Annotated in this window: 9 protein-coding genes; 3 read left to right on the plus strand and 6 right to left on the minus strand. The window is 73.7% G+C overall.

The window, feature by feature from the left end:
• The first annotated feature begins 143 nt into the window (after positions 1-143).
• Entirely contained in the window at positions 144-2768 is a 2625-nt protein-coding gene (locus ACZ6AA_RS18415) for a valine--tRNA ligase (RefSeq protein ID WP_468449720.1), read from the plus strand.
• A 104-nt stretch (positions 2769-2872) separates the two neighbouring features.
• Here the strand turns inward: ACZ6AA_RS18415 and ACZ6AA_RS18420 are convergent, their stop codons facing one another.
• The 5 genes from ACZ6AA_RS18420 to ACZ6AA_RS18440 all read right to left on the minus strand — a co-directional run bounded on the left by ACZ6AA_RS18420 (position 2873) and on the right by ACZ6AA_RS18440 (position 8272).
• Complete coding sequence (locus ACZ6AA_RS18420) at positions 2873-4222, minus strand: glycosyltransferase family 2 protein (RefSeq protein ID WP_471458928.1); 1350 nt, start codon at positions 4220-4222, stop codon at positions 2873-2875.
• Positions 4223-4309: 87 nt separating this feature from the next.
• A complete protein-coding gene (gene wecB, locus ACZ6AA_RS18425) occupies positions 4310-5494 on the minus strand; it encodes a non-hydrolyzing UDP-N-acetylglucosamine 2-epimerase (RefSeq protein WP_468480802.1) in 1185 nt (394 codons plus the stop codon).
• Positions 5495-5814: 320 nt separating this feature from the next.
• Positions 5815-6495: a response regulator transcription factor gene (locus ACZ6AA_RS18430; RefSeq protein WP_468449717.1), complete on the minus strand. Its 681-nt coding sequence runs from the start codon at positions 6493-6495 to the stop codon at positions 5815-5817.
• Complete coding sequence (locus ACZ6AA_RS18435) at positions 6492-7640, minus strand: PAS domain-containing sensor histidine kinase (RefSeq protein WP_468449716.1); 1149 nt, start codon at positions 7638-7640, stop codon at positions 6492-6494. The genes ACZ6AA_RS18430 and ACZ6AA_RS18435 overlap by 4 nt, the downstream gene beginning before the upstream one ends.
• Complete coding sequence (locus ACZ6AA_RS18440; RefSeq protein ID WP_468449715.1) at positions 7637-8272, minus strand: hypothetical protein; 636 nt, start codon at positions 8270-8272, stop codon at positions 7637-7639. Before ACZ6AA_RS18440 ends, ACZ6AA_RS18435 begins: the two co-directional genes overlap by 4 nt.
• Positions 8273-8465: 193 nt before the next feature.
• Between ACZ6AA_RS18440 and ACZ6AA_RS18445 the strand changes: the two genes are divergently transcribed.
• The gene (locus ACZ6AA_RS18445; RefSeq protein WP_471458931.1) at positions 8466-9851 is read left to right on the plus strand and encodes a histidine kinase; all 1386 of its coding nucleotides are present in this window, start codon (positions 8466-8468) and stop codon (positions 9849-9851) included.
• Positions 9852-9939: 88 nt separating this feature from the next.
• On the opposite strand, the gene ACZ6AA_RS18450 is transcribed toward ACZ6AA_RS18445, so the two are convergent.
• A complete protein-coding gene (locus ACZ6AA_RS18450; RefSeq protein WP_471458933.1) occupies positions 9940-10947 on the minus strand; it encodes a rod shape-determining protein in 1008 nt (335 codons plus the stop codon).
• Positions 10948-11102: 155 nt separating this feature from the next.
• Here ACZ6AA_RS18450 and folC point away from each other — a divergent pair, with 155 nt between their 5' ends.
• Positions 11103-12614, plus strand: coding sequence for a bifunctional tetrahydrofolate synthase/dihydrofolate synthase (folC, locus tag ACZ6AA_RS18455; protein WP_468449712.1), 1512 nt, complete (start codon positions 11103-11105; stop codon positions 12612-12614).
• Positions 12615-12616: the final 2 nt, after the last annotated feature.

A 12616-nucleotide genomic window follows, 5' to 3' on the forward strand; every position in this document is an offset into this window, starting at 1 on the left:
CCTGAGCGCGCGCAAATTTTCGCGCGCGCTTATGTGTTCCCGACATCCTGACCGACGCGGGGAGTGCCGTGGGCCCCGGGGCCGCAACCGTTACTGAAGATTCTGGTTTCGGGACCAGTCTGTGACACCCCTAAACTGGGCGCGTGACCGAGAACGCTCAGCAGCAGCCCCCAGCGACCGTCCCCGAACTCCCGACGCAGTACGCGCCGTCCGAGGTAGAGGGGGCGCTGTACGAGCGCTGGGTGGAGCGCGGTTACTTCGACGCGGACGCGAGCAGTGAGAAGCCGCCGTACACCGTCGTCATTCCGCCGCCGAACGTGACCGGCAGCCTGCACCTGGGCCACGCCTTCGAGCACACCCTCATCGACGCCCTGACCCGCCGCAAGCGCATGCAGGGGTATGAGGTGCTGTGGCAGCCGGGCATGGACCACGCAGGCATCGCCACGCAGAACGTCGTCGAGCGTGAGCTGGCCAAGGAGGGCAAGTCCCGCCACGACCTCGGCCGCGAGGCCTTCGTCGAGCGCGTGTGGAAGTGGAAGGGCGAGTCCGGCGGCCAGATCTCCGGCCAGATGCGCCGCCTCGGCGACGGCGTCGCCTGGTCCCGCGAGCGCTTCACCATGGACGAGGGCCTCTCCAAGGCCGTCCAGACGATCTTCAAGCGGCTCTACGACGACGAGCTGATCTACCGCGCCGAGCGCATCATCAACTGGTGCCCCCGCTGTCTGACGGCGATTTCCGACATCGAGGTCGAGTACCAGGACGACGACGGCGAGCTCGTCTCGATGAAGTACGGCGAGGGCGACGAGACCATCGTCGTCGCCACCACCCGCGCCGAGACCATGCTCGGTGACACCGCCGTCGCCGTGCACCCCGACGACGAGCGCTACAAGCACCTCGTCGGCAAGCTCATCAAGCTCCCGCTCACCGACCGCTCCATCCCGGTCGTCGCGGACGAGCACGTCGACCCGGAGTTCGGCACCGGCGCCGTCAAGGTGACGCCCGCCCACGACCCGAACGACTTCGAGATCGGCCAGCGCCACAGCCTGCCGAACATCGCGGTCATGGACGAGCACGCCATCATCACCGTCCCCGGCCCCTTCCAGGGCCTGGACCGCCTGGAGGCCCGCTCCGCCATCGTCGGCGCGCTGCGCGCCGAGGGCCGCATCGTCGCCGAGAAGCGGCCGTACTCCCACTCGGTCGGGCACTGCTCCCGCTGCAAGACCACCGTCGAGCCGCGCCTGTCCATGCAGTGGTGGGTCAAGGTCGGCCCGCTCGCCAAGGCCGCCGGTGACGCGGTCCGCGACGGCCAGGTCAAGATCCACCCGCAGGAGATGGAGAAGCGCTACTTCGACTGGGTCGACAACCTCCACGACTGGTGCATCTCGCGGCAGCTGTGGTGGGGCCACCGCATCCCCGTCTGGTACGGCCCGAACGGCGAGATCGTCTGCGTCGGCCCCGACGAGGAGCCGCCCACCGGCGAGGGCTGGACCCAGGACACCGACGTCCTCGACACCTGGTTCTCCTCCGGCCTGTGGCCGTTCTCCACCCTCGGCTGGCCCGAGAAGACCGACAGCCTCGCGAAGTTCTACCCGAACTCCGTCCTGGTCACCGGCTACGACATCCTCTTCTTCTGGGTCGCCCGGATGATGATGTTCGGCCTGTACGCGATGGACGGCACCCCGCCGTTCCACACCATCGCCCTGCACGGCATGGTCCGCGACCAGTTCGGCAAGAAGATGTCGAAGTCCTTCGGGAACGCCGTCAATCCCCTGGACTGGATGGACAAGTACGGCTCCGACGCGCTGCGCTTCACGCTCGCCCGCGGCGCCAACCCCGGCGTGGACGTGCCGATCGGCGAGGACTGGGTGCAGGGCTCCCGGAACTTCGCCAACAAGATCTGGAACGCCACCCGCTTCGCCCTCATGAACGGCGCCACGGTCGAGGGCCCGCTGCCCGACGCCGCCGAGATGTCGGCCACCGACCGCTGGATCCTCTCCCGCCTGAACACGGTGGTCGCCGAGGTCGACGGGCTCTACGAGGACTACCAGTTCGCGAAGCTCTCCGACGCCCTCTTCCACTTCGCCTGGGACGAGGTCTTCGACTGGTACGTGGAGCTGTCCAAGACCACGTTCATGGCGGGCGGCCCGGCGGCCGAGGTCAGCAAGCGCGTCCTCGGCGAGGTCCTCGACGTCACGCTGCGCCTGCTGCACCCGGTCGTGCCGTTCGTGACGGAGACGCTGTGGACGACGCTCACCGGCGGTGAGTCGGTCGTCGTGGCCGCCTGGCCCAAGGACAGCGGCTTCCGGGACGCGGGCGCCGAGAAGGAGATCCTCTCCCTCCAGGACCTCGTCACCGAGGTCCGCCGGTTCCGCGCCGACCAGGGCCTCCAGCCCGGCCAGAAGGTCCCCGCCCGCCTCACCCTGGACGGCACGCCGTTCGCCCCGCACGAGGCCGCGGTCCGCCAGCTCCTGCGCCTCCAGCCCGAGGGCGAGTCCTTCGCGGCGACGGCGACACTGCCGGTCGCGGGCGCGAGTGTCGCCCTCGACCTGTCCGGCACGATCGACGTGGCGGCGGAGCGCAAGCGGCTCGCCAAGGACCTGGCCGCCGCCGAGAAGGAGAAGGCGCAGGCCACGGCCAAGCTCGGCAACGAAGCGTTCCTCGCCAAGGCGCCGGACAACGTCGTGGACAAGATCCGCGGCCGCCTCGCCAAGGCCGAGGAGGACATCGCCCGCCTCCAGACGCAGCTGGACAACCTGCCGGCCGCGTAAGGCAGTTCAGACATACGCGCACGAAGGCGCCCGGAACCGCTCGGTTCCGGGCGCCTTCGTCTTCGTACCGCCGTCGTCGCCGTCGTCCACGTACCCCCGGCCGGTCAGGCCTCCGTCGCCACCGGCCCCGTGCCCACGGACTCCGCGTTGCGCCGCGTCTTCGCCCAGCCGTTGCGGCCCCGCAGCAGGCGCAGGAACCCGCGCGCCGACACGATGAACACGTGGTACGCGTACAGCCACAGGGCGAGCCCCCACAGCAGGCCGGTGAGGCGGGAGCGGTCCGGGGCGAAGTCCCGGCGGTAGAGCGGGCCCCAGGCCACGAACGGCAGCACCGACAGGGCGCACAGGACCAGGATCAGCGGCCAGTTGCCGAGGAACGCGTCCCGCATCGAGCCGCCCGCGACGACCGCGCCGAGCAGCAGCACGCTCAGGATGAGCGTGGCGACATGCGCGAGGGGCTGCATGAAGGTGTACAGCGTCTCCAGGACGCCGCGGCCCGAGTAGTGCCGGGAGCCGACGATGCGGGGCGCGTAGCGCACGCACTGGAGGTTGCCCTGGGCCCAGCGGGTGCGCTGGGTGAGGAAGCGGCGGGCGCGCGGCAGGCCCTCCTGCGAGACGTAGGTGTCGGCGATGTGGGCGACGCGGTAGCCGCCGAGGATCATGTGCAGGCCCAGCTCGTAGTCCTCCAGGAGCGCGTCGCGCTGCCAGGGGCGGCGCTCGGCGGCGGCGATGCGGTCGAGCGCCGTCAGCCGCGTGAACTGGCCGTTGCCGCCGAGCCCCACGGAGCCGGTGCGGCCGCGCAGGAGCTGCATGCCCGCGTTGGACACCGCGAACTCCATGTCCTGCATCCGCACCAGCAGCCGCGCGAAGGCGTTGGCCACCCGCCCGTGCTCCGCCAGCGGACGCCGCTCGGTGACATTGCGCATCCGTACGCTGACCTGCACCCCGCCGGTCTCCGGGTCGCCGAATCCGGTGTCGCCGCTGACCCGCGCGAGCGCGTCGGGCGCGAGGCGGCCGTCGGCGTCGACGACACACACGACGGCCCGGGAGCGGTCGGCGTCCGCGGGCAGGAAGTCGTTCAGGGCCGCGTACGCCGAGTTGAGGGCCGCGCCCTTGCCGATGCGGGCGTCGGGGCGGCGGCGCGAGACCAGGTGGACGTGGCTGTCGCCGTCGGCGAGCGCGGTCACGACGGCCGCGGTGGTGTCGTCGCTGTCGTCGTCGACCACCCACACGTGCGCGGCCGGGAAGTCGGTGCGCAACTGGGTGACGGTCGCGCCGATCACGGTCTCCTCGTCACGGCACGGCACGAAGAAGTGCCAGTCGAAGGCCGCGGGGTCGCCGTCCGGGGTGGGTTTGCGGCGCGTGTAGGCGTGCCGGGCCCCGGCCCAGTACAGGAGGAAGCAGGCGAGGAGGAAGAAGGGCAGGGCGTAGAGCAGGTGGTGGGGGGTGAGCACGGGGTCCTCGGGGGTGTTGTGTGTGGGGGGCGTGGCGGACGCCGAAGAGGCGGGGGAGAGGGGCGCGGCCCCCGGACGAGCGGTCGGTCAGGCGGCGGTGGAGAGGTGGCTCGCCGAGTGGTCGGGCCGCTGCCCAGCGGCCACCGCGCCCAGGAGGGCCACGATCCGCTGGGACGCCAGCCCGTCACCGAAGGGCGAGGGAGTCTCGGCCAGACGGCCGAGACCGGCGTGGCCCTCGGCGAGCCACCGCCGGACGCCCCGGCCGATGCCCCGCCCGGGGGCGACCAGCTCGGCGAAGCCGGAGTCCATCGCCTCGGGCCGCTCCGTGGAGCGGCGCACGACCACGAGCGGGCGGCCGAGCACGGTGGTCTCCTCCTGGACGCCCCCGGAGTCGGAGACGAGCACTGCCGCGTGCCGGGCGAGCGCCAGGAACTCCCCGTACCCGAGCGGCGGCAGCACCGTGAGCGCGGCCAGCAGGTGCCCGAGCCCCGCGGCCTCCAGGCGGGCCTTCGTGCGGGGGTGGACGGCGAAGAGCACCGGCAGGTCGGCGGCGAGCGCCGCCAGCTCGGTGAGGATCGCGCGCAGCGCGGCCGGGTCGTCGGTGTTCTCGGGCCGGTGCACGGTGGCGAGGAGGTAGCGGTCGGCGGTGACGCCGTGCGCGGCGAGCAGCGCGGCGCGCTCGTCCTCGGCGGGCAGGTGCTCCCGTACGGCCTCGACGACCGTGTTGCCCGTGACGGCGACGCGTCCGGCCGGGACGCCCTCGGCGCGCAGCAGCTCCCGGTTGTCCTCCGTGGCCGCGCACAGCACGTCCGCGAGCTGGTCGATCACGACGCGGTTGTGCTCCTCGGGCATCGCCCGGTCGTGGCTGCGCAGGCCCGCCTCCACGTGCACCAGCGGGATGCCCCGGGAGTTCGCCGCGAGCGCCCCCGACAGGGAGGCGTTCGTGTCGCCCTGCACCACCACGGCCAGCGGGGGCTCGGCCGCGAACAGCGCGTCGAGCTGCGTGAGGGCGGTGGAGATCTGTACGGCGCGGGGCTTGCCGCCGACGCCTTCGAGGAGGGTCGGCTCGGGCAGGCCCAGCTCGGTCAGGAAGCGGCCCGAGAGGTCGGCGTCGTAGTGCTGGCCCGTGTGGACCAGGTGGGCGGCGGGGCCGAGGAGGCGGACCAGGTGGGCGAGCTTGACCAGTTCGGGGCGGGTGCCCAGGACGATTGCCACGGAGCGGTGGGGGAGGGGTGGGGTGGGCAGGTGGGTCACCGGGGTGGCGGGGGTCACGGGGGTGGGCTCCTGGCGGGTGCGGGGGCGGCGGACTTCAGGAGCGTGGGGGGTGTGGGTTGCCGGGGTGGGGTGTCTTTGGTTGCTCTCCGGTTGCGAGGCTTTTCCCGAGGCTGGTTCGGGGCGAAGGCCCTGGCCTGTTGGTCCCGGTGGGGTGGGACTTTGGGCCCTGCCGGGGGCTCCCCGAGCCCGCCCCTTCCCGAACCCGGGGGCTGCGCCCCCGGGCCCCCGCTGATCGGCGCTCCGCGCCTCGTCCTCAAACGCCGGACGGGCTGAGAAGAAGACGGGCTCGGCGGACCCAGGCGATCGGCCCGGTCGGCTCAGGGTTCCTCGCCGCGGTAGCGGTAGCCCAGGCCCCGTACCGACTCCAAGGGGTCCTCGTTGTCGCCGACGGCGAGCTTTCTGCGGAGGCGGAGCACCGCGAACTTCACGCGTTCGCGGCCCGTCGCGTCGGGGTCGTCCCAGACGAGGTCGAGGAGCTGTTCGGTGGTGACCACGCGGCCGCGGTTGCGGACGAGGACTTCGAGGAGGCGGTACTCGATGGCGCTCAGTCGGGTCTCGTGGCCCTGCCAGACGGCCGAGCGGCGTTCGGGGACCAGGCGGAGGCCCGCCTCGACGTAGTCGCCGCGCCACTGCTCGGGGTTGCTGCGGCGAAGGAGCGCCTCGACGCGGGCGAGGAGCTCCAGGTGGTCGAAGGGCTTGCAGAGGTAGTCGTCGGCGCCGGAGCGCAGGCCACGGACCCGTTCGGCGGGGCTGGTGCGGCCGGACAGGATGAGGACGGGCAGGTCGGTGAGGTCGCGGGTGCGGTCGAGGACCTCCCAGCCGTCGAGGCTCGGCAGGACCAGGTCGAGGACCATCAGGGCGGGCCGTCGGGCGAACAGGAGCCGCAGCGCCGACTGGCCGTCGTCGGCGGTCACGACCTCGTACCCGGCGCGGGTGAACAGGACCCGCAGCGCGAGCCCGAGGTCGGGGTCGTCCTCCACGAGCAGCAGACAGGTCATGCCGGGCCGCTCCCGGGCGGCCCGGCGGCGGGCAGCCGCACCTCGACGGCGGTGCCGTGGCCCTCGGCGCTGTGCAGGGTGACGGTGCCCGCGTGCATCCTGACGGCGTCGCGCACGACGCTGAGGCCGAGGCCGGTGCCGGGGTAGGGGCCGCGGCGGGCGTTGGGGGCGCGCACGAACTCGGTGAAGACCTCCTCGTGGAACTCCTTGGGGATGCCGATGCCGTCGTCGCGCACGGTGAACTCCCAGCCGGGGGAGTCGGGGCCGCCGTCGTCGTAGGGGTGCGCGGTGACGGTGACGCCGCCGCCCGCGGGGGTGAACTTCACGGCGTTGTCGAGCAGCGCGGCCAGCGCCCGCTCCAGCTGGTCCGCGTCGGCGACGAGCGGGGGGCGGGCCGCGGGCAGGTCGAGGCCGACGAAGACGCCGCCGCGGGTGGCCAGGGGAGTGGTGTCGGCGACGAGGCGGGCAAGGAGGGGGCCGGGGTCGAGCGGGGCGTAGGCGGGCGGGGCGGCGCCGGCGGCCTGGGCGTACCGGTGCAGGAGGCCGTCGGCCATGTCGTGCATGCGCTGGGCGCCGCGCCGGATGGTGTCGACGTACTCGCGCTGGGCGGCGGTCAGGGCCCCGCCGTCCGGGTCGGCGAGGAGTTCGCAGAAGGTGAGCACGGTGGCCAGCGGCGTGCGCAGCTCGTGGGAGGTGCGGGCGGCGAACTCGGCGCGGTCGCGGGCCAGTTCGCCGAGGGTGTCGATGTGCCGGTGCAGGTCGTCCTCGTACCGGAGCTGGTCGGTGATGTCCTCGACCAGCCACAGGACGCCGAGGCGGGTGTCCCCGGCGTCGATCGGCTGGCGGCTGCGGCGCAGGGTGCGGCCGTCGACCAGGCGCAGCTCCGCCTTGCGGACGAACTGGCTGCGCAGCGCGCCCACCCTCGCGACGTCCACGTCCGGGAGCAGCCGCGCCATCGCCTCGGCGATGGGCTCGGCCGACGCGCCCGTCGACAGGTCGACGCCCTCGATCCCGCACACCGTCGCGAACTGCGGATTGGCCGCGACCACCCGGCCGTCCTCGCCGACGAGCAGCGCGCCGAGCGGGATCGCGCGCAGCACCGCGTCGCTGTACGGGGCGTGCAGGCCCCGCGGCTCAGCCGTCATGCGGGCTCGGCCACCGGCAGCCCCGCCGGTCCCGTGCCCGGTCCGGGGGCGAGGCCCAGGCGCTCCAGCTCGGCGTCCGCGAGCGCGTCGAGCACGCGTGGGTCGGCGGCGCGCCAGCCCTCGGCGAGGCTGCCGGGCGTGGCGTCCGGCAGGCCGGGGGTGTCGGCGAGGGCGGCGGCGGTCGCGGCCACCTCGTCGAGGGGGCGCAGCAGGGAGCGCAGGGCGAGGAGTTCGCGGCCGTCGTCGGACTCGGCGAGGTCCCGCGCGGCGGCGGCCTGCCGGACCCAGCGCAGGCGGCGCGGCAGCCAGCGGGCGAGGACCAGGCCGACCGGCACCAGGAACAGGGCGACCGCGCTCACCACGAGCCCGGCGCGCATCGTCACCGGGTCGATGTCGTCCACGACGCCCACCACGGAGCGCAGCGCAGCGCCGACGTCGTCGCCGACGAGGGGCAGGCGCGCGGCGGGCGAGCCGGAGGAGGCGACGCCCGAGTCCGGCCCCGGGCGGGTGAGCAGGACGGCGAGGCGGTACGCGACGACCGCGGCGGCGGTCCAGGCCGCGGTCCACAGCAGGACCGCGGCGTCACCGGCGAGCTGACGGGTCCGTCGACCCGGATTCTGGGCATACCACATGGTCCGATTGGAACTCCGGTCCCCGCGGGGGCGCGTCAGCCGCGCCGTGGGTACACCCGATTCGCCGGGTGGCGCCGGGCCCCGTTCGACGGCCCGGCGGCCCGTGGCGGCGGTGCGGGCGAGCCGCCCGGGGGACATCAAGGCCAAAAGTCCGATGTGTCGCGGACGGGCGTCCATGGATGATGGGAGGGCTATGTACGACCTGCCCGCCGCCGAGGCGCTACGCAAGGCGGCGGCCGCGGCCCGTCGCCTCGCTCGGCGTTGCGCCCGCGAACCACTGGCCCTGGACGTCCTCACCGCCCTCGCCTGCCTCGCCCTGATGGCCCTCGACGTCCCGGGCCTCGCGGCCGACGACAACTCCCTCAACGGCGTCATGGCCGCCCTCGTCCTCGCGGCGGGCGCGTCGTCGCTGCTGCTGCGGCGGGTCGTGCCCTGGGTGCCGTTCCTCGTCGCGCTGGTGCTGCTCGGCTGGCTGCACGAGCTGACGCTCGCGCAGTTCGCGCTGTACTCGCTGGGGCGGTACCGGGGGCGGCTCGCCGGGGCTGTGGGGGTCGTCGGGTACGTCTCGTTCGCGTACGTGATGTTCACCCTGCCCGGTTGGCCGGTGCACCGCGGGGACACCCTCAGCGAATTCCTCAGCCTGGTCGTGCCCATCGGGGCGCTCGCGGCGGGCGTCGGGGTCGCGGCCAACCGGCAGGACCTGGTGCGGGAGCTGCAGGCACAGCGGGCCGCGACGCAGGCCCTCGAAGCCGTCCAGGAGGAGCGGCTGCGGATCGCCCGGGACGTCCACGACTTCGTCGGGCGCGAGCTGACGCTCCTGAGCGTGCGCTCGCAGGTGCTTGCCCGGCGGGCCGGGGCGACGCCGTACGCGGCCGGGTTCGACGAGCTGTCGGAGACCGCGCGGTCGGCGCACCGGATGCTCAACGAGATCATCGTCCAGCGCGGCGTGGACGGGGCGCCGACGCCCGGCCTGGAGGCCCTGCCCGAGCTTGCCGCCGCGAGCGGGCGTGCGGGTAGTCCCGTGGAGCTGCTCGTCGACGGCGCCGCGTACCGGCTCTCGCCGCTGCGGCAGGCCGCGGTGCACCGGGTGGTGCAGGAGTGCCTCACGAACGCGGCCAAGCACGCACCGGGGGAGGTGGTCGAGGTCCGGGTACGGGTGGCCGGGGGGCGGCTTCGGGTGGGGGTACGCAACGCGTTGTCGCCTGGGGCGGCGGGGGCGGCAGGGGGTGTTGGGGTTTCTGGGTCGGCTGGAGCTTCTGGGCTGTCCGGATCGTCTGGGTCGGCCGGGGCTCCTGGGCCGTCTGGAGCGTCTGGGGCGGCCGGGGCTTCTGGGTCGGTCAGGTCGGCCAGGTCTGGCGGGGTGACGCCGGGGGCGGCGGGGGCTGGTCCGGCGGGGGCCGGGCGTGTGGGCGGCGGGCTTTCGGGCGGTGGGGCGGCGAGGGTCGCGCCGGTGTCGGCCGGGATCGGGACGGCCGGGATGGCGGAGCGGGTGCGGGCGGTCGGGGGCACCTTCACGGCAGGCCCTCGTGCGGGCGCGTACGTGGTGGAGGCCGACCTCCCCACCGGCGACCTCGCCTGACCCCGATCGGGGGCCACCCCGGCCCAGGGGCACCCCGAGGGCCCACCCCCGGCCCAGGCCCACCCCCGTCCCCCACCCGGCCGGAGGCTCACGCCGCGGACATCACCCGCTCCAGACCGTCGAAGTCCTCCACGCACTTCCCGCAGCCGAGGGCCACGCTGTCCAGGGGGTCGTCGGCGACGAAGACGGGGATGCCGGTGGCGGAGGCGAGGCGGAGGTCGAGGCCGGGGAGGAGGGCGCCGCCGCCGGTGAGGACGATGCCGTGCTCCATGACGTCGCCGGACAGCTCCGGCGGGCACTCCTCCAGGGTGGCGCGCACGGCGGCGATGATCGCCTCGACGGGCTCGTCGAGCGCGGCCCGCACCTCCCGCACGGTCAGCTCCACCGTCTTGGGCAGCCCCCCGACCTTCTCCCGCCCCCGCACGGTGAACGTCCGCTCCTCGAAGTCCTCCGCACCGGGCACGGGCCACGCCGACCCGATGGCCACCTTGACGTCCTCGGCGGTCCGCTCGCCGATGAGGAGCGAGTGCTCCCGGCGTACGTAGTCCGTGATGGCCGTGTCGAGCCGGTCCCCGCCGACCCGCAGGGACTGCGCCGTCACGATCCCGCCGAGGGAGATGACGGCGACCTCGGACGTGCCCCCGCCGATGTCCACGATCATCGACCCGCGCGGCTCGGCCACCGGAAGCCCCGCCCCGATCGCCGCGGCCATCGGCTCCTCGACGAGGTGGACGGCCCGCGCCCCGGCCCGCTGCGAGGCGTGCACGATGGCGCGCCGCTCGACCTGCGTGACGCCGCTGGGCACGCAGATCACCATCCGCGTACGCGGCCTGTGCCCGGGCACGGCCTTGCGCACGAAGTGCCGGATCATCTCCTCGGCGGCTTCGAAGTCGCTGATCACGCCGTCCTTGAGGGGCCGGATCGCGGTGATGGAGCCCGGGGTGCGCCCGATGGTCTCCTTGGCCTCCGTACCGACGGCCAGCGCGTTGCGCGCGCCCGCCTTGACGGCGACCACGGACGGCTCGTTGAGCACGATGCCCTGACCGCGTACGTAGAGAAGGGTGTTGGCCGTGCCGAGGTCGATGCCTATGTCCATGATCGCCAAGTTTGCCCGGCGGGAAGGGGACACGGAGGGACCAAGGTCCCGAATCGGACGGGTCCAAGGTCCTGAGGGGCCCGCGCGACCCCGCGGACCCCTTGCGGGACCGGTCCCCACGGCCGCTGTCAGCACTCCTCCGTAGACTGGCCTACGTGAGCGACCTCCCTCCGAACGACAGCCAGCGCGACGACGACGAGTTCGACCGACTCGTCGGGGCCGAGACCGAGCGCGATCCCGACCTCGCCGTCATCGAGGCGGGCAGCCGCACCCTGCGTACCCAGGCGGGCCCGCCCGAGAGCGACGTCCCGGCCCGCCCCGCCGACCCCGAGGTCGACAGGGCCCTGCGCGAGGTCGAGACGGAGCTCATGGCCCGCTGGCCCGAGACCAAGCTGGACCCGTCCCTGCAGCGCATCGCCACGCTGATGGACGTCCTCGGCGAGCCCCAGCGGGCGTACCCCTCGATCCACATCACGGGGACGAACGGCAAGACGTCCACGGCCCGCATGGTCGAGGCCCTCCTCGGCGCCTTCGAGCTGCGCACGGGCCGGTATACGTCCCCGCACGTCCAGTCGATCACCGAGCGCATCAGCCTGGACGGCGCCCCCATCAGCGCCGAGCGCTTCATCGAGGCGTACGAGGACATCAAGCCGTACGTGGAGATGGTCGACGCCAAGGAGGAGTTCCGGCTCTCCTTCTTCGAGGTCATGACCGGCATGGCGTACGCCGCCTTCGCGGACGCCCCCGTGGACGTCGCCGTCGTCGAGGTCGGCATGGGCGGCACCTGGGACGCGACGAACGTCATCGACGCCTCCGTCGCCGTCGTCACCCCCATCGACCTGGACCACACCGACCGCCTCGGCACCACGGCCGCCGAGATCGCCGTCGAGAAGTCCGGCGTCATCAAGCCGGACGCCACGGCCATCCTGGCCCAGCAGCCCGTCGAGGCCGCCCAGGTGCTCCTGAAGAAGGCCGTCGAGGTGGACGCGACGGTCGCCCGCGCGGGCCTGGAGTTCGGCGTCGTCCAGCGCCAGATCGCCGTCGGCGGCCAGCTGCTCACGCTGCGCGGCCTCGGCGGGGAGTACGAAGAGGTGTTCCTGCCCCTGCACGGCGAGCACCAGGCGCACAACGCCGCGGTGGCCCTCGCCGCCGTGGAGGCGTTCTTCGGCATCGGCGCCCAGCACGCCCGCCCGCTGGACATCGAGACCGTCCGCAAGGCCTTTGCCACGGTCTCCTCGCCCGGCCGCCTCGAAGTCGTCCGGCGCTCGCCCACCGTCGTCCTGGACGCCGCGCACAACCCCGCGGGCGCCCGCGCCGCCGCCGGGGCCATCGGCGAGGTCTTCGACTTCAGCCGCCTCATCGGCGTGGTCGGCGTCAGCGACGGCAAGAACGCCCGCGGCATCCTTGAGGCCTTCGAGCCGATCTTCGCCGAGGTCGTCGTCACACAGAACTCCAGCCACCGCGCCCAGGACGTCGACGAGCTCGCCGGGCTCGCCGTCGAGGTCTTCGGCGAGGACCGCGTGCAGGTCGAGCCGCGCCTCCCGGACGCCCTGGAGGCCGCGATCACCCTGGCCGAGGAGGAGGGGGAGTTCGCCGGCGGCGGTGTCCTCGTCACCGGCTCCGTCGTCACCGTCGGCGAGGCCCGACTGCTCCTGGGGAGGGGCTGACA

The sequence above is a fragment of the Streptomyces sp. NPDC040610 genome (assembly GCF_055594065.1).

Excerpts from the sequence above, each read along its gene's own strand:
- ACZ6AA_RS18430 (WP_468449717.1), bottom strand. The coding sequence starts at position 6,495 with ATGACCTGTCTGCTGCTCGTGGAGGACGACCCCGACCTCGGGCTCGCG.
- ACZ6AA_RS18435 (WP_468449716.1), bottom strand. The coding sequence starts at position 7,640 with ATGACGGCTGAGCCGCGGGGCCTGCACGCCCCGTACAGCGACGCGGTG.
- ACZ6AA_RS18450 (WP_471458933.1), bottom strand. The coding sequence starts at position 10,947 with ATGGACATAGGCATCGACCTCGGCACGGCCAACACCCTTCTCTACGTA.
- ACZ6AA_RS18440 (WP_468449715.1), bottom strand. The coding sequence starts at position 8,272 with ATGTGGTATGCCCAGAATCCGGGTCGACGGACCCGTCAGCTCGCCGGT.
- ACZ6AA_RS18445 (WP_471458931.1), top strand. The coding sequence starts at position 8,466 with ATGTACGACCTGCCCGCCGCCGAGGCGCTACGCAAGGCGGCGGCCGCG.